Origin of the sequence: Rhodococcus sp. NPDC049939 (genome assembly GCF_040656415.1) — a bacterium.
Lineage (GTDB): Bacteria > Actinomycetota > Actinomycetes > Mycobacteriales > Mycobacteriaceae > Rhodococcus_F.
In genome coordinates, this window is the sequence record NZ_JBFAMC010000001.1 from 1,400,871 (window position 1) to 1,418,942 (window position 18,072).

17 protein-coding genes are annotated in these 18,072 nt (G+C 63.9%); 13 read left to right on the forward strand and 4 right to left on the reverse strand.

The genetic code is table 11. The annotated features are described in order from the left end of the window. The first annotated feature begins 37 nt into the window (after positions 1-37). The 11 genes from AB0I57_RS06425 to AB0I57_RS06475 all read left to right on the forward strand — a co-directional run bounded on the left by AB0I57_RS06425 (position 38) and on the right by AB0I57_RS06475 (position 11,341). Positions 38-2,329: a Tex family protein gene (locus AB0I57_RS06425; protein ID WP_358331404.1), complete on the forward strand. Its 2,292-nt coding sequence runs from the start codon at positions 38-40 to the stop codon at positions 2,327-2,329. Positions 2,330-2,427: 98 nt separating this feature from the next. Next, on the forward strand, positions 2,428-3,333 hold the full coding sequence (locus tag AB0I57_RS06430; RefSeq protein WP_358331407.1) for a hypothetical protein: 906 nt from the start codon (positions 2,428-2,430) through the stop codon (positions 3,331-3,333). A 123-nt stretch (positions 3,334-3,456) separates the two neighbouring features. Continuing rightward, positions 3,457-4,239, forward strand: a complete 783-nt coding sequence (gene lepB / locus AB0I57_RS06435) for a signal peptidase I (protein WP_358331410.1) — start codon at positions 3,457-3,459, stop codon at positions 4,237-4,239. Positions 4,240-4,446: 207 nt separating this feature from the next. Beyond that, positions 4,447-4,788: a 50S ribosomal protein L19 gene (gene rplS / locus AB0I57_RS06440; protein ID WP_358331413.1), complete on the forward strand. Its 342-nt coding sequence runs from the start codon at positions 4,447-4,449 to the stop codon at positions 4,786-4,788. A gap of 81 nt (positions 4,789-4,869) precedes the next feature. Next, positions 4,870-5,652: a signal peptidase I gene (gene lepB / locus AB0I57_RS06445; RefSeq protein ID WP_358331416.1), complete on the forward strand. Its 783-nt coding sequence runs from the start codon at positions 4,870-4,872 to the stop codon at positions 5,650-5,652. Continuing rightward, the gene (locus AB0I57_RS06450) at positions 5,649-6,329 is read left to right on the forward strand and encodes a ribonuclease HII (protein ID WP_358331419.1); all 681 of its coding nucleotides are present in this window, start codon (positions 5,649-5,651) and stop codon (positions 6,327-6,329) included. Before lepB (AB0I57_RS06445) ends, AB0I57_RS06450 begins: the two co-directional genes overlap by 4 nt. 37 nt (positions 6,330-6,366) lie before the next feature. Beyond that, positions 6,367-6,684 carry a DUF2469 domain-containing protein gene (locus AB0I57_RS06455; RefSeq protein ID WP_005240496.1) on the forward strand — a complete coding sequence of 106 codons (318 nt, stop codon included), beginning with the start codon at positions 6,367-6,369 and terminating at the stop codon, positions 6,682-6,684. A gap of 216 nt (positions 6,685-6,900) precedes the next feature. Further along, positions 6,901-7,257, forward strand: a complete 357-nt coding sequence (locus AB0I57_RS06460; RefSeq protein WP_358331422.1) for a YraN family protein — start codon at positions 6,901-6,903, stop codon at positions 7,255-7,257. Beyond that, a complete protein-coding gene (locus AB0I57_RS06465) occupies positions 7,257-8,765 on the forward strand; it encodes a YifB family Mg chelatase-like AAA ATPase (protein ID WP_358331425.1) in 1,509 nt (502 codons plus the stop codon). Before AB0I57_RS06460 ends, AB0I57_RS06465 begins: the two co-directional genes overlap by 1 nt. Then, complete coding sequence (gene dprA, locus AB0I57_RS06470) at positions 8,762-9,922, forward strand: DNA-processing protein DprA (RefSeq protein ID WP_358331428.1); 1,161 nt, start codon at positions 8,762-8,764, stop codon at positions 9,920-9,922. Before AB0I57_RS06465 ends, dprA begins: the two co-directional genes overlap by 4 nt. Before the next feature lie 180 nt (positions 9,923-10,102). Then, complete coding sequence (locus tag AB0I57_RS06475) at positions 10,103-11,341, forward strand: dienelactone hydrolase family protein (protein WP_358331431.1); 1,239 nt, start codon at positions 10,103-10,105, stop codon at positions 11,339-11,341. Positions 11,342-11,454: 113 nt separating this feature from the next. Here AB0I57_RS06475 and AB0I57_RS06480 read toward each other — a convergent pair whose 3' ends face one another. Continuing rightward, entirely contained in the window at positions 11,455-11,889 is a 435-nt protein-coding gene (locus AB0I57_RS06480; protein ID WP_358331434.1) for a pyridoxamine 5'-phosphate oxidase family protein, read from the reverse strand. Between the two features lie 135 nt (positions 11,890-12,024). On the opposite strand from AB0I57_RS06480, the gene AB0I57_RS06485 reads away from it, so the two are divergent. Next, on the forward strand, positions 12,025-12,450 hold the full coding sequence (locus tag AB0I57_RS06485; protein ID WP_358331437.1) for a hypothetical protein: 426 nt from the start codon (positions 12,025-12,027) through the stop codon (positions 12,448-12,450). On the opposite strand, the gene AB0I57_RS06490 is transcribed toward AB0I57_RS06485, so the two are convergent. Then, positions 12,451-12,729, reverse strand: a complete 279-nt coding sequence (locus AB0I57_RS06490; protein WP_358333230.1) for an SHOCT domain-containing protein — start codon at positions 12,727-12,729, stop codon at positions 12,451-12,453. It abuts the gene before it with no gap. A 236-nt stretch (positions 12,730-12,965) separates the two neighbouring features. Between AB0I57_RS06490 and AB0I57_RS06495 the strand changes: the two genes are divergently transcribed. After that, the gene (locus tag AB0I57_RS06495; RefSeq protein ID WP_358331440.1) at positions 12,966-13,955 is read left to right on the forward strand and encodes a rod shape-determining protein; all 990 of its coding nucleotides are present in this window, start codon (positions 12,966-12,968) and stop codon (positions 13,953-13,955) included. A 52-nt stretch (positions 13,956-14,007) separates the two neighbouring features. Here the strand turns inward: AB0I57_RS06495 and AB0I57_RS06500 are convergent, their stop codons facing one another. Together AB0I57_RS06500 and AB0I57_RS06505 are read right to left on the reverse strand one after the other, a co-directional pair. Next, a complete protein-coding gene (locus AB0I57_RS06500; protein ID WP_358331443.1) occupies positions 14,008-16,854 on the reverse strand; it encodes an FtsW/RodA/SpoVE family cell cycle protein in 2,847 nt (948 codons plus the stop codon). Then, the gene (locus AB0I57_RS06505; RefSeq protein ID WP_358331446.1) at positions 16,854-18,065 is read right to left on the reverse strand and encodes a hypothetical protein; all 1,212 of its coding nucleotides are present in this window, start codon (positions 18,063-18,065) and stop codon (positions 16,854-16,856) included. Before AB0I57_RS06505 ends, AB0I57_RS06500 begins: the two co-directional genes overlap by 1 nt. Positions 18,066-18,072 lie beyond the last annotated feature (7 nt).

The following is an 18,072-nucleotide window of genomic DNA, read 5'->3' on the forward strand; positions in this document are numbered from 1 at the left end:
ACGTCATGTTCTCAGCCTAGCTGTATGGTCGACTTCCGTGATTCTGAGGACCGTCAACCAGCGCATTGCCGATGAACTCGATGTTCGGGAAGGACAGGTCGCTGCCGCCGTGGATCTTCTCGACGGCGGAGCGACCGTGCCATTCATCTCTCGTTACCGCAAGGAGGTCACCGGGGCGCTCGACGACGCTCAGCTCCGCCAGTTGGAGGAGCGTCTGCGTTACCTGCGGGAACTGGACGAGCGGCGGGTCGCCGTGCTCGAGTCGATCGACTCGCAGGGCAAGCTCGACGATCAGTTGCGTGGGCAGATCATGGCGGCAGAGACGAAGGCGCGCCTCGAGGACATCTATCTACCCTTCAAGCCGAAGGTTCGTACCAAGGCGCAGATTGCCCGCGAAGCCGGCCACGAGCCCGTCGCCGACGCGCTGATCACCGATCCTTCGACCGACCCCGCCGCCTACACCGCGGAACAGCTCGATGGTGCGCGCGCGATCCTGGTCGAGCGGTTTGCGGAAGACGCGGACCTGGTGGGCGAGCTTCGCGAGCTGATCTGGACCCGCGGGCAGCTGGTGTCAGCGGTCCGCAAGGGAAAGGAGACCGAGGGCGCGAAGTTTGCCGACTACTTCGAGTTCGCCGAGCCGTTCACAAAGCTTCCATCTCACCGGATTCTCGCGGTCTTGCGCGGTGAGAAGGAAGAGGTGCTCACTCTCACTCTGGCACCCGAGACCGAGGACCCGGCGCCGGGGGAACGCACGATCTACGAGGCTCGCATCGCCGATCGCTTCGGCATCGCCGACCACGGTCGTCCCGCCGACAAGTGGCTGTCGGACACTGTGCGCTGGGCATGGAAGACGAAGTTGCTCGTGAAGCTGGTTGTCGACACCCGGATGCGTTTGCGCCAGGCGGCGGAGAAGGACGCGGTCGATGTGTTCGCCGCCAACCTGCGCGACCTGCTGCTGGCTGCTCCTGCAGGCACGCGCGCCACGATGGGTCTCGACCCCGGATTCCGAACCGGCACCAAGGTTGCCGTCGTGGACGCGACCGGCAAGGTCGTCGCTCACGAGACGATCTACCCTCATCAGCCGCACAACAATTGGGATGCCTCCCTGGCCACGCTCGCCGATCTCGTCGTCCGACACGGCGTCGAGCTGATCGCCATCGGGAACGGCACCGCCTCCCGTGAAACCGACGCGCTCGCGACAGAACTCATCGCCAAGTCCGGCAGCAAGAACCTGACGAAGATCGTGGTGTCCGAAGCAGGCGCATCCGTGTACTCCGCCTCTGCATATGCTTCCGCCGAGCTGCCCGACCTCGACGTGTCGATTCGCGGCGCCGTCTCCATCGCCCGTCGTCTGCAAGACCCCCTCGCTGAACTGGTCAAGATCGACCCGAAGTCGATCGGTGTCGGTCAGTACCAGCACGACGTATCGGAGACGCTGCTCGCCCGATCGTTGGGCGCCGTCGTCGAGGACGCTGTGAACGCGGTCGGTGTAGACGTGAACACGGCGTCCGCCCCGTTGTTGTCCCGCGTATCCGGTATCGCTGGGTCACTGGCCGAGAGCATCGTCGCGCACCGTGACCGCAGCGGGCCGTTCCGCACCCGAAACGCGCTCAAGGACGTCACGCGGCTCGGTCCGAAAGCCTTCGAGCAGTGTGCAGGGTTCCTTCGCATTCAAGACGGTGACGATCCGCTCGATGCGTCGAGCGTTCACCCGGAGGCGTACCCGGTGGTGCGCAAGATCGTCGACTCGAGCGGCCTCGATGTTCGTGCGATCATCGGCAACACTTCGGTCCTGCGCGATCTGAATCCTGCGGATTTCGCCGACGAACGCTTCGGTCTGCCGACGGTCACCGACATCATCAGGGAACTCGAGAAGCCTGGGCGCGACCCTCGTCCGGAGTTCAAGACGGCCACATTCGCGACCGGCATCGAGAAGGTGTCCCATCTGAAGCCGGGAATGATCCTCGAGGGTGTCGTCACCAACGTGGCGGCATTCGGTGCGTTCGTCGACGTCGGCGTCCATCAGGACGGACTCGTCCACGTTTCGGCGATGTCCCACAACTTCGTCAAGGACCCACGTGACGTCGTGAAGTCGGGCGACGTCGTGAAGGTGAAGGTTCTCGAGGTGGACGAGGCTCGACAGCGGATATCGCTGACCCTACGGTTGGATGACGAGATCGGGGCGGTCGGTCGCAAGAATGACGGTCCCGGCGGTGGTGGGCGGCGGGAGCGCCGCGGTGGGAAGCCGCCGCAGGGGCGGCGCGAATCACGGCCGGCCCCCGGCGGTTCGATGGCCGACGCCTTGCGAAAGGCGGGCTTCGGCAAGTAGATCGGCGCCGGGGTCGATTCGGCGCCGAAACAGCCGTCGGCGATACCGACATTCCGTTTTGATGGAACCGCTGGTTCCTTACTGAATGGTGGGTGTCGATGCGGGAATGGTTGGAGACCGAAATCATCGGGCAGGGCCGCCTGCCTTTGCTGTTCTTCCTGCTCGGATTCCTCGGGACGTTTCTTTTCGTCCGGCTGAGTGTGCGGATGATTCGTGCCGAGGTCTCATGGTGGCCCGGCAACGTGACGCCGGGCGGGCACCACGTTCACCACGTGGTGTTCGGTGTGGTGGCCATGCTCGTGTCGGGAGTCTCCCTCATAGCGGTGTACGAGGACGGCACTCAGATGACCGGCGCGGTCCTCGCCGCGTTCTTCGGTGGCGGTGCGGCACTGGTGCTGGACGAGTTCGCGCTGATCTTCTATTTGCAGGATGTCTACTGGACGGCTGAAGGCCGCACTTCCGTCGACGCCGTGTTCGTGGCAATCGCAGTCACGGGTCTGCTGCTGCTCGGGCTCCGACCACTCGAGTTGATGGACGTCACCAGCTTCCGTGATTCCCCGGATCTCTGGGTCCGAGTTGCGATTGCGCTGATGTCCGTCGTCAATTTGCTGATCGCAGCAGTGGTGTTGTCGAAGGGGAAGATATGGACGGGCCTGCTGGGTCTGTTCATCTTCCCGATCCTGTTGGTCGGCGCAGTCCGGTTGAGCAGGCCGGGTGCGCCGTGGGCGCGCTGGCGCTACACGGACAAGCCCAAGCGGATGCTTCGAGCACTCGAGCGAGAGCGAAAGTGGCGACGGCCGGTCATCAGGGCGAAGATCTTCGTTCAGGACTTCATCGCAGGCCCGCCGAGTGCGGAGCAGGTGAAGAAGGCCGCAGAGCACGCGAAGGTGGCGGCGGAGGCGCAACTCGACCAGGTGGTGCATCCCGCGCCACCGCCAGTTTCATCGCAGCAGAGGGAGTCTGGCACGATGGGCGGGTTGTCTGGGCCAGGCCGCATTACCTGATCGGGGCACCAACCATACGAGCATCGGTGTCCTGCGGCTCTCCGTGTGCCGCTCGACTCCTCCGCTCCTGCTGATACGCAAAACTCAACCGGCCCAGTGACAGATTCTTCGAAGGAGTTCGCATTGTCGTCGGAATCCGAGACCAGCGGCGAGTCGGCCGCTGCCCCTGACAGTGACGGCAGTGCCGCGAAGTCCGAGAAGAAGAACCGATCCTTTCTGCGCGAGCTGCCGATCCTGATTCTGGTCGCGCTCGTCCTGAGCTTCTTTCTGAAGACATTCATCGCCTGGGTGTACGTCATTCCCTCGGAATCGATGGAGCCGACACTGCACGGGTGCGAGGGTTGCACCGGCGACCGCATGGTGGTCGAGAAGATCAGCTATCGATTCGGTGACCCGCAGCCCGGTGACGTCGTCGTGTTCCGTGGTCCCGAGTCCTGGTCTCGGGACTTCGTCTCCACGCGGTCGTCGAACACGGTGATCCGCGGGGTGCAGGAACTCGGCTCCCTCGTCGGGCTCGTTCCACCGGACGAGAAGGCCCTCGTCAAGCGTGTGATCGCCACTGGCGGCCAGACCGTCGAATGCTGCGATGATCAGGGCCGTGTCCTCGTTGACGGCAAACCGCTCGACGAGCCGTACGTGGTCATGGATTTCCCCTTCGTTCCCGGCTCGCAGACCTGCGAGACGGCAGTGAAGTCCGCGCGCTGTTTCGGACCGGTGACGGTGCCCGAGGGGAATTTCTGGATGATGGGGGACAACCGCAGCAGTTCTGCGGACTCCAGATATCGCGTCGGTGATGAATTGCAAGGCACGATCCCGCTCGACAATGTGATCGGGAAGGCTGTATTCATCGTGTTGCCGCCCTCGCGGATGGGCACGATCAGCTCACACGACATCCAGGGAACGTGACTTTCTGGAGACGATGACAACTGAGTAGCGCATCCAGCCCACTGCCGGTTTCATCGAAGCTGAGGTGGTCTGGCACAATGGACGGGTTGCCTGGATCAGGCAGCACTACTTGATCTGAGCACGAACCAGACGAGTGCCGGTGTCCTTCGGGCTTTGGGCGTACCGCTCGGTTCCTCTGCTCCTGCAAAACGCAAGGATGGAATACCGATGAACACTCTCGATTTCCTGGACAAGAAGTCTCTCCGCGATGACATTCCCGATTTCCGACCCGGCGACACCCTGAATGTGCACGTCAAGGTGATCGAGGGCTCGAAGGAGCGCGTGCAGGTCTTCAAGGGCGTCGTGATTCGCCGCCAGGGTGGTGGCATCCGCGAGACCTTCACCGTCCGGAAGGTTTCCTTCGGTGTCGGCGTCGAGCGCACCTTCCCCGTGCACAGCCCCAACCTGGCTCGTATCGAGGTCGCCACTCGAGGTGACGTTCGCCGCGCCAAGTTGTACTACCTGCGTGATCTTCGGGGCAAGGCAGCCAAGATCAAGGAAAAGCGCTGACCTTTCCGATGAGCCCGGCACCGTGTTCGCATGGTGCCGGGCTAATCTGACTCAAAGACAGATTCTTCGAAGGAGTTCGCATTGTCGTCGGAATCCGAGACCACCGGCGAGTCAGCCGCTGCCCCTGACGGTAACGGCGGTACCACGAAGTCCGAGAAGAAGAACCGATCCTTTCTGCGCGAGCTGCCGATCCTGATTCTGGTCGCGCTCGTTCTCAGTTTCTTTCTGCAGACATTCATCGCGCGCGTCTATCTCATTCCGTCGGAATCGATGGAGCCGACGCTGCACGGGTGCCCGGGTTGCACCGGCGACCGCATCGTCGTCGAGAAGATCAGCTATCGCTTCGGTGACCCGCAGCCCGGTGACGTCGTCGTGTTCCGTGGTCCCGAGTCCTGGTCTCAAGATTTCGTCTCCACGCGTTCGTCGAACACGGTGATCCGTGGAATGCAGGAACTCGGCTCCCTCGTCGGGCTCGTTCCACCGGACGAGAATGATCTCGTGAAGCGTGTGATCGCCACCGGCGGCCAGACCGTCGAATGCTGCGACGATCAGGGCCGTGTGCTCGTCGACGGCCAGCCGCTCGACGAGCCGTATGTGACCATGGATTTCCCTTTCGTTCCCGGCGAGCAGACCTGCGAGACGCCACTGAAGTCCGCGCGTTGCTTCGGACCGGTGACGGTGCCCGAGGGGAACTATTGGATGATGGGGGACAACCGCAGCAATTCCGCGGACTCGAGGTATCACGTGGGTGATGAATTGCAAGGCACGATCCCGCTCGACAATGTGATCGGGAAGGCTGTATTCATCGTGTTGCCGCCCTCACGGATCGGCCCGATCAGTTCACCCGACATTCAGGAACAGTGACGCCCTGGCCTCCACGTATCACCGTTCGCAGGTCGTCCGGTCTGCGTACGATCGAGTCTGTCCTGAACCGAAGCGGGCTGGGCCCGGTGGCCGGTGTCGACGAGGCCGGCCGAGGGGCGTGTGCGGGCCCGCTGGTGGTGGCTGCTTGCGTGCTGGCAGGCAGACCCAGTCCGGCGCTCGCCCGACTGGATGATTCGAAGAAGCTCACCGAGCGCACACGAGAAGAGCTGTTCGCCGTCATCACCCGCCTCGCGCAGGCCTGGAGTGTCGTGTCGTTTCCCGCTCGTGAAGTCGACCGGATGGGCGTGCATGTAGCCAACATCGAGGGGATGCGACGGGCGGTCGCGGGGCTGTCGATCGCTCCCGGATACGTTCTCACCGATGGCTTCCGGGTGCCCGGACTACCAGTTCCGTCGCTACCGCTGATCGGTGGGGACGGGGCAGCCGCCTGTATCGCGGCGGCGAGTGTGCTCGCCAAGGTCTCGCGTGACCGGGTAATGGTGACTATGGATGACACCCATCCGGAATACGGGTTCGCGATCCACAAGGGTTACGGCACGCCCGCACACATAACGGCACTAGAGGAACATGGTCCGTGCCCAGAACACCGCCGTTCATGGTCGAATGTCGCGGCGCTGGTCGACAGAGTGGATTACATTTCGGAAAGAGCGAGATGATGATTATTCACACCAGAGCGGGAGGGTTCCGAGACCGATGAGTGCCGAGGATCTCGAAAAGTACGAAACAGAGATGGAGCTGTCGCTCTACCGCGAGTACCGGGACATCGTCGGCCAGTTCTCCTACGTCGTGGAAACGGAGCGCCGGTTCTATCTGGCCAACTCGGTGGAACTGCTGCCGCACAACGCGGATGGGGAGATCTACTTCGAACTGCGTATGTCCGACGCCTGGGTGTGGGATATGTATCGTCCCGCGCGGTTCGTGAAGTACGTCCGCGTCATCACGTTCAAGGACGTCAACATCGAAGAACTCGACAAGCCTGATCTCCGTCTGCCGGACAACGGCTTGTCGTAGGGCGCCAGCCGATCGTGGGTCGGTTAGACAGCTACGACCGGGAGTTTCCGGTTTCGTAGTTGCCACCGCCTGCCGAGTTGTGCACAACTTCGGATCCGTGCACAGCCCGATCGTTTCGCCCAGGTGACGTAGCTTCTCGACGGCACTGGTGGGGCACGGTGGTCTGACGCGCGGTCCGCATGGGGGTGGATCGCCTCGGATGGGCTGGGGGTTGCCGTGGCGCACAATCTTGTGCTCGGAGCACACGGTGAGGATCTTGCCGCACGGTATCTCACCGAGGTGGGCATGGAGGTAGTCGACCGCAATTGGCGGTCCCGGTATGGCGAAGTCGATCTCATTGCAGTGGAGCGGGACTGTCTGGTCTTCGTCGAAGTCAAGACCCGACGGGGGTTGCGCTACGGCAGTCCGGCGGAGGCGGTGACGTTCTCGAAGCAGCGGCGAATCCGATCGCTTGCGGTGGAGTGGTTGCGCGATTCCGGCCGGTCTTGGTCGCGCATACGATTCGACGTCGTTGCGATCATGGTCGGTCACGATCTTCAACCGCATATCGAACACGTCCGGGACGCATTCTGATGGCGCTGGGGCGTGCGCACTCGGTAGCGGTAACAGGTGTAGACGGGCAGCTCGTGGAGATCGAGGCCGACATTGGGCGTGGCTTGCCCGCAGTCCATCTGGTCGGGCTGCCGGACACAGCGTTGCAGGAGGCGAGGGATCGGATCCGTGCCGCAGTGGCGAATTCGGGTGAGGCATGGCCGGATTCGAAGGTGATACTCGCGCTGTCACCGGCGACGCTGCCGAAAGTCGGATCGGTTTACGATCTCGCGCTGGTCGCTGCCGTTTTGGATGCGGCCGGCCGGGTCAAACGCCAGAAGTTGCGCGAGACCGTCTTGCTCGGGGAGTTGGCTCTCGACGGTCGACTCCGGGCGGTCCGCGGCATATTGCCCGCGGTGCTGGCCGCCAAGGGGGCCGGTTGGTCCACGGTGGTGGTTCCGGTGGAGTCGCTGTCCGAGGCAGGACTGGTAGGCGGTATCGAAGTGCTCGGTGCGCAAGACCTGAAGGCAGTGGTCGGGTGGCTCCGAGAGGAATGCGAACTCGAATATCCCGAGCCGTCGCAACGGAATACCCAACCCGTACGCGGGAACCTGAGCGAGGTGGTTGGACAAGCCGACGCCCGCTGGGCCATCGAGGTGGCGGCGGCGGGAGCACACCACCTGATGCTGACCGGTCCACCGGGGGTTGGGAAGACAATGCTGGCACAACGGCTTCCAGGAGTGCTGCCGTCCTTGACAGAGAGCGAATCATTGGAGGTGACGGCAATTCATTCGGTCGCAGGGCTTCTGTCCCCCGATCGCCCTCTCGTCGATGTGCCGCCCTTCATCGCGCCCCATCACACGGCCTCGGTGAGCGCGCTGGTCGGCGGGGGCAGTGGTGTCGCCAAGCCGGGTGCAGTCAGTCGCGCCCATCGTGGGGTGTTGTTTCTCGACGAATGCGCCGAGATCGGGACCAAAGTTCTCGAAGCTCTGCGAACACCGCTCGAGGACGGTGAGGTACGGATCGCGCGACGTGACGGGGTAGCCCGCTACCCAGCGCGGTTCCAGTTGATCCTCGCGGCCAATCCGTGCCCTTGTGCGCCGGCACGGGAGGCCGATTGCGTGTGCGCTCCGGCCGCACGGCGTCGCTATCTCGGGAAGCTGTCGGGCCCGCTGACGGATCGGCTGGATCTGCGGGTTCGGATGCAGTCGGTGGCGACCGACGCGTTCATCGACGAGGTGGGGGAGAGCACAGAAGTGGTGCGGAACCGAGTATCCGAGGCACGCGCTGCTGCCAGTTTGCGCTGGCGTGACTACGGGTGGCGGACGAACGCGGAGGTGCCGGGTCCTGCGCTGCGGCAGAAGTTCCGGTTGTCGCGTCCTGCCTTGGCGCCAGTGGAGCGGGCGCTCAGGAAGGGAGTCATCACGGCGAGGGGCGCGGATCGAGCTTTGCGTGTGGCCTGGACCGTGAGTGATCTAGCTGGATTGGACATGCCCGGCCCGGATCAGGTTGTGACTGCGTTGGGATTTCGAGATCGGAGCTGTCAATGACATCGGTTGGTGGAACAGACGCTGACGATGTCCGCGCCGCGCTCGATCCACGTCGGCTGGCGTGGGCCTATCTGTCGAAGGTCGTGCAGGGTCCGTGCCCTGCGCTGTCGAAGCTCGTCGAGGAAGTGGGGCCGGAGGAGGCTGCACGGGCGGTGCGAGAGCGTGATCTCTCGGAGATGCTGGGGAAGAGGACTGTTGCCCGGTCGCATGTGGACACTGCGGTGCACGATCTCGACCTCGTCACGGGTATGGGTGGTCGTCTCGTGACACCGGATGACGACGAGTGGCCCCAGTGGCGGTTGCTCGGTTTGGAAAATTTGTCTGGACCGCGTGATGAAGGCCCGCCGCTGGCGTTGTGGGTGCTCGGTGCACGCTCGGTGGCCGAACTCACCGACAGGGCGATCTCGATTGTGGGGACACGGGCCGCGAGCGGATACGGCGAGCATGTGACCGGGGAAATTGCAGGTGACCTCGCCGTCGATGGGTGGACGATCGTTTCGGGCGCAGCGTACGGGGTCGATGGTGCCGCCCACCGGGCAGCGCTGGGAGTCGGGGGACTCACGGTGGCGGTGTTGGCCTGTGGTGTGGATCGGGCATATCCGGCGGGGCACGCGCGAATGCTGTTGCAGATCGCGCAGAACGGTGCCGTCGTCAGTGAGTATGCGCCGGGGACGACGCCGGCGAAACACCGGTTCCTGGCACGGAATCGATTGGTGGCGAGTCTGTCCGACGGTGTAGTCGTCGTGGAGGCGGGTTGGCGCAGCGGTGCCCGGAACACAGCGAGTTGGGCACGCAAACTGGGCAGGCCGGTGATGGCAGTGCCAGGTCCGGTGACATCGGCGTCCTCGACCGGATGCCATCGAATGATCCGAGAGTCTGAGGCGCGGCTCGTGATGAATGCCGGTGACGTCGTGGAGGAGGCCGGTCCGATCGAATTGAGAGAGGCCGCTGACGACGAATCGGCGCGCGCCCTCGACGCGCTGTCGGGTGATGCGCTCCTGGTTTACGAGGCGCTGCCGGCTGTTGGGTCGAAAGGGGTAGGGGAGTTGTCCGAACTGTCTGGGGTTCCTGTGGCGCAGGTCCGTGCGGTGTTACCGCTGCTGGAGATGGAGGGGTTTGTCAAGTCGGACGATACGGGGTGGTCACTTCAGCGGTGAGGATCGAAGAGGGCAATCAAGCGCTAGCCCGAGCCGAGTTGCATGGACGCGACCGAGGGTATCGTGGGGTTTCAGTCGATCGAACAACCGCCGCAACGCCTGCTTTCGAACTGTTCGGACTTCTAATGCCCAGCGGCACAACAAAGTCGACGAACGAGAACAGAGAGTGATGTGATTGCTATGGGTGAGTACGTAGAGGTAACCAAGCAGTCCGGAGAGTCGTTCGCTGCCTACCTGTCTCGGCCCTCCCAGGGCTCAGGTCCGGGACTTGTCCTGCTGCAGGAAATCTTCGGGATCAACGACTACATGCGAGACATGGCGGATCGGTACGCCGAAGAGGGGTACGTGGTAATGGTGCCCGACCTCTTCTGGCGCTCCGGGCCCCGACTCGAACTCGGCTACGACGAGGAGGGATTCAGGCGTGGCTTGGCGCTTCGAGACGAGCTCAGGGAGGATCTCGTAGTCGAGGACATCGGCGACACGGTGTCTGCCCTCCGCGCTCGGGGTGACCAGGCCGGCGGCGTGGGAGCCATCGGCTACTGCCTCGGCGGACTTCTCGCGTACCTGTCCGCACTACGTCTGGACATCGACTGCGCCGTCAGCTATTACGGCGTAGGCGTCCAAGATCACCTCGCCGAGGCAGGCCTGCTGAAGGTGCCCATGGTCTTCCATCTCGCCGAACTCGACTCGTACTGCCCGGAAGCCGCACGTAACGAGATCAGGGCGGCTTTCCAGGACAACGCACTGGTCCGTATCTACGACTACGCCGGTGTGGATCACGCCTTCGCCACCCACGGACGGGACGTGTACGACCCGGCTGCGGCGGGGTTGGCCTATTCCCGGACCCTCGCGGTCCTCCGAGAGGCGATAGGTCCGCGCTACGACCTCTCGGCGCTGTGGGACAGCCATACTTACTACGAGTTCGAGGCCCGTGACGTCCCAGGGACGATGTCGACGATGGTCGACGAACCCTATGTCAACCACATTCCGACGATGACCGGCGGCGTCGGGCAGAAAGACGTCGCCCGCTTTTATTCGCACCACTTCATACCCGGCATTCCCGATGACACGAGGACAATTCCGATCTCTCGCACGGTCGGTGCGGACCGGGTCGTCGACGAGATGCTCTTCTGCTTCACCCACGACCGCGAGATCGAGTGGATGCTGCCGGGGGTTGCGCCCACCGGGCGTTATGTCGAGATTCCATTGGTCGCTGTGGTGACGTTGCGCGGCGACAAGTTGTACAACGAACATATCTACTGGGATCAGGCCAGTCTGCTGGTGCAGATCGGCCTGCTCGATCCCGACGGTCTCCCGGTTACGGGAGGCGAGCAGGCCCGCAAGTTGATGGACAAATCGCTGCCGTCGAACGAACTCATGCCGAGTTGGCCCGCCAGCAAAGGAAAGCCGATCGAATAGACGTACGTCGCATGGCGCCGCGTCGGGTGGTGAACGTCCGTGGGAGCCGGTTGAAATGCGCCATGATGTGCGACTTTGCACTTTTGGTCGCAGATTGTGGGATGCCGCTGCGCTCAGCAAACGGGATCGGGTCCGAAGAGCAGGCGTCGGCCGCTGATCTCGGTGGGGGTGATCTCCACGTAGTTGTATTTGGGGGTCGGAACCCACGAATGCAGTGGTAGTTCTTCTGCTGCGGCAATCTCCTGGGACGTCTGCAGTTGCCGTGCCATCCCGTGCACGACAACGCTCCACCCGGATTTCGGGTCCACGTGGTCGGCTTCGAATGCGACCTCGCGGTGGATGGTGAGTTCGACGAGCTTGGTGCCCTCGGCGGTGCGGAAGAGGATCTTGCCCGCGTGCGTCACATAGTTGACAGGGAAGATGTCGACTCGTCCGGCGACGCTGACGACCAGCCGGCCCAACTGCTCGGTGCCGAGCAGATCCCAGCTTTCCTCCGCAGTCAGTTCGGTGATGGGGTCGTCTGGACTGTCCTTCGCGGATGTGGTCATGCCCGATGATGACACTGTTTGGTCGCGGTTGTCATCGCTGGTGGAGCAGGTGGTGGATAGAGTCGTGCGCGACCTGAGCGCCTGGACTATTCGGTCAGCAATCCAACCGACCCAATGTAAGCAGGAGGATTTCCGATGACCGCCGCACCGGCAGTGGCCACTGCGATGACGTTCGTGTGGCTCGGTATGGTGCTGGCAATCTCGTTCTTGGAGGCTCCGCTCAAATTCCGAGCCCCTGGCGTCACGATCCGCATCGGACTCGGAATCGGCCGTCTCGTCTTCCGTGCCCTCAATACCATCGAGTCTGTCCTCGCTGTCGTGTTGATCATTGCGATCACCGTCGCAGACGTACCCGCCCGGATCGTGATCGCCGCACTCGTCGCGGTCGGGGCGCTGGCCGCGCAACTATTTGTCGTGCGTCCGCGGTTGACCAAGCGCTCGGACCGGATTCTGGCGGGTGAGGGGGCGCCCCGCTCGCGCGCTCATTACGCCTACATCGCATTGGAAGTGGTGAAGGTCCTTGCGCTCCTCACTACGGGCGTCGCGCTCCTCGCCACCTGATCAGGGTTCTTGCGCAGCGCGTAGCTGGTCTCGACGGAGGCGGTACTCGTCGACATCGATCTCCCCGCGCGCGAACCGTTCGTCGAGGATGGCTTGTGCGTTGCTTCTGCTAGTGGTGTCGTCGGTCCCGTATGGCGGATTGCGGTCCGAGCGGATGCTGCGAAAAAGTGCGATCACCGCGACGATGACCAATGTCCAGAAGGCGACCATTGCCAGGACCATCAGCACCCAGCCACCCCAGGTCAGTCCATAGCCGACGCCGTCGTACCACATCATGATCGTTTACCTCGCTTCGTCGCTCTTCTTGTCATCCATTTTGGATCGGGACGCCCATGAAACGATGAGGTTTCTCTGTAGTTTTGCTGAAGAAATATCGGTGTCGGGTGTCCGGGTGAGGGTCCGTCGACAACCGCACAGAGCACCCTCACGAAATCGGCCAAGAACGTCCTTTGTGTGCGTAACATTTAGACCATCTCGTCCAGACCATCTCGTTCGATTCCCTTCGGGAGGCCGGCGTGCGCGGACTTGGCATCGATCTCGGAACTACGAACACTGTTGTCGGGACTATTGAAGACGGGATCGTTCTGAACGAACCGTCTTTCATGCTGGTGCGGAACAAAGATCCGCACCGTGCCCTCGCGATCGGCCAGGAGGCGCGGAACCTTGTAGGCCGCACACCTGAAGGAATCATTCAGGTTCGGCCCATGCGCGACGGTGTCATCGTCGATCTGCAGTCGGCCCGAGCATTCGTCGCGGCCGTCATAGAGCAGGCCTACCCGAACAGGTGGTACCGCCGGCGACCCAAGGCGGTCATCACAGCTCCCGCCGGGGCCTCCCCACTCGAGCGTCGCGCGCTGCTCGAGGTCGGGCATGAGGCTGGCCTGCGAAAGGTCGGTCTGATACCGGAACCGGTGGCGGGTGCTCTCGGGTGCGGTCTCAATCCGCTCGAGTCTCGCACCCATCTCGTCTTGAACGTCGGCGGCGGCACCTCGGAGGTCACCGCCATATGTTTCGGTGGCGTGATCTCGCATCGCAGTTGCCCACTGGCGGGGGAGGAACTGACCGAGGCGTTGCACCACTACCTGCGCGAAGAGCACCAGATCATCGTGGGCGAGCTGACCGCCGAGCGCGCCAAGATGGGCGCACCCGACACCGCCGAGGGGCAGTCGCTCGTGGTGGAGGGCCTCGACGCCGTCTCGGGCCGCGCACGACTGATCTCACTCGGCGTCGAGGAGATTGTGGAAGCGCTGCGGCCGACCACGACCGGAATCGTGCAGACGTTGACCGCCTGCCTCGAAGACCTTCCCCCGCAGGCGATCAGTGACGTGATGTCCAAAGGGGTCCTGGTGATCGGGGGTGGCTCGATGCTCCGCGGACTGTCTTCCCTGTTCGAAGACTCGTTCGGCCTCCCGGTGAAGACGGCCGAGCGGCCTCTGACGTGTGTCGCCGAGGGTGCCACGGCGTGTCTGGATCACCCGGAGATCGTTGCCGCCTTCAGCGGCTGATCACCCAGGCCCAGCCTCGCTTGAAGTCACCGAGGCGGTGCCTCGCTCGTAGTCACCGAGGCTGTGCCAAGTCCGGGCGTTCTGCGAGGTAGCGCTCGAGGATCGACTTGACCACGGGGCCGGATGTCGCCGATCCGAATCCTCCACCACGGACCATCACCGTGACGACGACTTCGGGAGACTCGAAGGGCACGACCGTGGAGAACCAGGCGTCGAGACCATCGCCAGGCGCCGACGGGTCCTCCGCCGTTCCGGTCTTGGCGCCTGCCGTCACCGGTAGGGAGGCGAGCTGCCCGGCCGTACCGGCAGCGGCCGAAGCCCTCATCCCGGCTCGCACCGGATCGAGCAGATCGGCAAACGGAAGCCGATGAGGTTCCGCCGTCGGAATCGGCGCGCCCTCCCCGGCTCCGTAGGCGGCGGCGAGTTGTGGAGTGACCATCGCTCCCGTGCCGATGCCGGACGTCCACCCCGCCACTTGCAGCGGGGTCGCCGTCACGGTGCCCTGCCCGATGCCCATCAACACCGTCGAGCCCGGATACCAGGTGGCCCCGATTTCGCCGACCGACTCCGGTGTCCCCAGGAACCCCGCGGACTCGCCGGGCAGATCGATCCCCAAGCGCCTGCCCACACCTAATTGGTGGGCGACGTCAGCGATCCGCTCGGGACCGAGGAGCAGGGCGAGCTTGTAGAAGTACACGTTGTCCGACCACTGGATCGCCTGCAACAGGTTGTTCGGACCCATAGGCTGCCAGTTAGCGAACGTGTGCCCTCCGTAGGTGAAAGCGGCACCGGTCGGGATCGCCTCATCCGGGTCCAAGACCTGATCCGCCGCGTTCGCTGAGGCGACAACGATCTTGAACGTCGAGCCGGGCGGCGCGGCGGTCTGATATGCGTGATTGAGCATCCGACTGGGCCCTGGGCCCTCGGTTTGAGCAGCCAGCGCGACGGCATCGACGGGAGGACCGTAGACGTTGTTGTCGTACCCGGGGACGCTGGCGAGTGCCAGCACCGCGCCGGTACGAGCGTTCATCACCACCGCCGCGCCGAGGTCACCCCCGCTGTTGCGGACCGCTTGGGCCAGTGCGTCCGTCGCCACATTCTGCAATCCGATGTCCAGGTGCAGCCGCAGGTCGTGGCCCGGTACCGGATCCACACGCTCTCCCGGGCCGACCGGATCTCCCGTCGGGTCGACGTATATGCACTGCTTGCCGTCGGTGCCGCGCAGCAGCGCGTCGTATTGCTTCTCCAGCCCCGCACTCCCGACTCGCGCCCCGAGTGCGAGCTCCGGCCAGCGTTCCATGTCCTCCGGATCGCCGACGCTGACGTATCCGAGGACGGACGAGAGCTCATCGCCGTACGGATAGTGCCGTCGGCCGGAAGGAACGACGAGGACACCGGGGATCTTCGCGTCGATGATTTGCCGAGCTTGATCGGGTGCGACCCTGCCGACGACAGTCTCCATCTCTCCTACGCCGCGTTCACCCAGGGTGTTTGTCAGCTCGTCTTGAGAAGTACCGATCAAACCGGCGAGCGCACCGAGCGAACCGGAGTCGTTCTCGTCGAACATTCGGGTGACCACCGAGATTGAGTACTCGGGGACGTTGGTCGCCAACGGCACACCGTTCGTGTCGAGGATCTGACCGCGCTCGGCGGGTAGGCGGATGCAGCGAGTCATCTGGGCATCGCTCAGCGCGCGCAACTCCGAACCGCGTTCGCCCTGCAACTGCCAGGCGAACACCGACATCGCGACGAGGAGTGCGGTGACTGTGGCTGTACCCGCCGTCATGCCCCGGGGACGTCGCCTGCGTATGGACGGCTGAGCCCACAGCGGTCTGGCGACACCGTCTCGGCGCACCGCGAGGACCAGCCCGATCGCGACGAATCCGACGAGTGCTACCGTGCCCCCGTAGCTGAACATCGGGAGCGGCATTCCGGTATGGGGCAGCAGCGACAGGCTCGCACCGATCGACAGAACTGCGTGGATCCCGAACAGTCCGCCGACGCCCGCGGCCACGAGTGCAGCTTCTCTGGTCCTTGCTCTCCGTGCGGCGAGCGCAGCGCGCCAGGTGATCACCAAGCTGGCCGCCACGACTGCGATGCCGGCGAACAGACCCCACCCGTACACGACGCTCGCGAACGCCAGGTCGTGCTCCGATTCGGGAAGGTATTCGGCTCTCAGGTCGTACATGGGGTCAAATGCCAGGCCCCACAGCCCACCGCTGCCTATCGCGATGTCGGCCTGAAGCGATGCCCAGCCGGACCCACTCGGGTCGGCATCGCTGTAGAGGAACACCTGGATCCGTTCGAGTTGGTACGGGCGGAGGAAGAGCCCGGCTAGAGGCAGCGCGGCGATTCCCAGTCCGAACAGCGGCAGCAGCGGCAACATCGGCACCCTGCCGAGGATCAGCATCAGCGCCGCTACCGCTCCCAGCACCACGGCACTCGACAGGTCGGGCTGCAGGGCGACCAAGGCGATCACGCCGCTCGCGATCGCCAAAGTCGTCACCAGTCGGCTGAAGGTGTAGCCGCCGGCCAGAATGGTCGCCGACACCAGGACTACACCGAGCTTGGCGATTTCCGCGGGCTGAACGGAAACTACGCCGAAATCCAGCCAGCGCTGCGCGCCCTTGACCGATACCCCGACGATCGGCACGGCCACCAACATCGCAACCGATACCCCGAGGGTCGCAATTCCGAATCGTCGCAGTTTGTCCACCCGCATACGCGACACCAGGAACATGACCCCGATACCGATGACGGCAAAGCTCGCGTGGCGGATGGCTTGCGATGTGAGCCCGATCGACACCAAGTTGAGAAGGCCGAGGACCGTGAGAACAATCGCCGCTGTGACAATCCAGGGATCGGACTCCCGATCGTGTCCCCGCACGTCCCCGCTCATCAGCAGGTTACTTTCTCGGCAGGCACGTACAGCGGCTCCGAAGCAGCGACTGCCGGGGCACTCGTGACCGCGGCTACAGCCAGGGCGTGACCGGGCGGCAGGAATGTCTTGCTCAGGCCGTACACCTCATCCCGACCCGGCTCGGCACGCATGGTGACGTCACCACCGGCGTGCACTTCACCGGTGCACCGGTCGTAAACGTTGAGCTTCCAGGTGACCGTGTCGACGGTCGCCGCCGGGTCCAGACCAACGTCCACTCGTACTTCACACGTCTGTCCGGGGTTGCACGATCCGTCCGCGAAACTCGCGGTGACGCCGGTGATCTGGCCCGCGCTGGTCGGGGCACCGGTCTGGACCGATGCAGGTTCGACGCCGGCATCAGTCGCCATGGACGGGTCCACAGGTTCGGCCGGCGGCGGCGACACCGGCCGGAGGGTATTTTCATCCGAGAAGTCCACCGGATTGACGACGATGTCCCAGCCTTTTTTCAGCTCCGCCCACACGTGGGGACCCGTTACTACAGCCCCGGCGACAACGCCGATCGCGAGCAGGGCGAACGCTCCCTGACGCCAGGGCCTTCTCCGGCGGGTGTGCCAGGCGTTACCCGGGGGATACCAATTGGTGGTCGGCGTAAGCGACCCGGCAGCCAAATCGGTCCGGTCTTCCATCGCCCGACCATGCGGAGGAGGCCGTCCTATCGTCGCCTTGACGAGTTCGCCGATCTGGCGCCTCCGCCGAGTCTCTTCGGCCGGGTCGAGTTCGGGAGTGATTGCCCGACGAACACGGCGCACCAGATCCTCCGGATCTGTTGCTTCTGATACCGGTTCGATCACGAGATCGCCGAACTCGGGTCCCCGGCAGTTCGTCGCGACATCGCGAAGCAGGCTCGCGACCGCATCGTTCATCTCGATGCGGGACACGGCGCTCCCGACGCCGTCGATCGTGAGCTGTCCGTCGTCGGACACCATCACGGTGTCGTCCCGTAGGGCGATCAGATGACCACCCCTGCCCGTCAGTTCGAGCTGTTCGGACAAGTCTGTGAGTAGTTGCGCGGTTTGCGGGGGTGTCAGCCTTGCAACCGCGAGAAGCGTTGGTAGGCTGACACCGACGAAACCGCCACCTGAGTCGTCATGGACAGGTTCAGGTGGTTCAGGTAGGGCCGTGGCGGGCTCATTGCTGCTCGCGTGGACTCCCAAGGCTGCTTCGTTCATCGCGCAT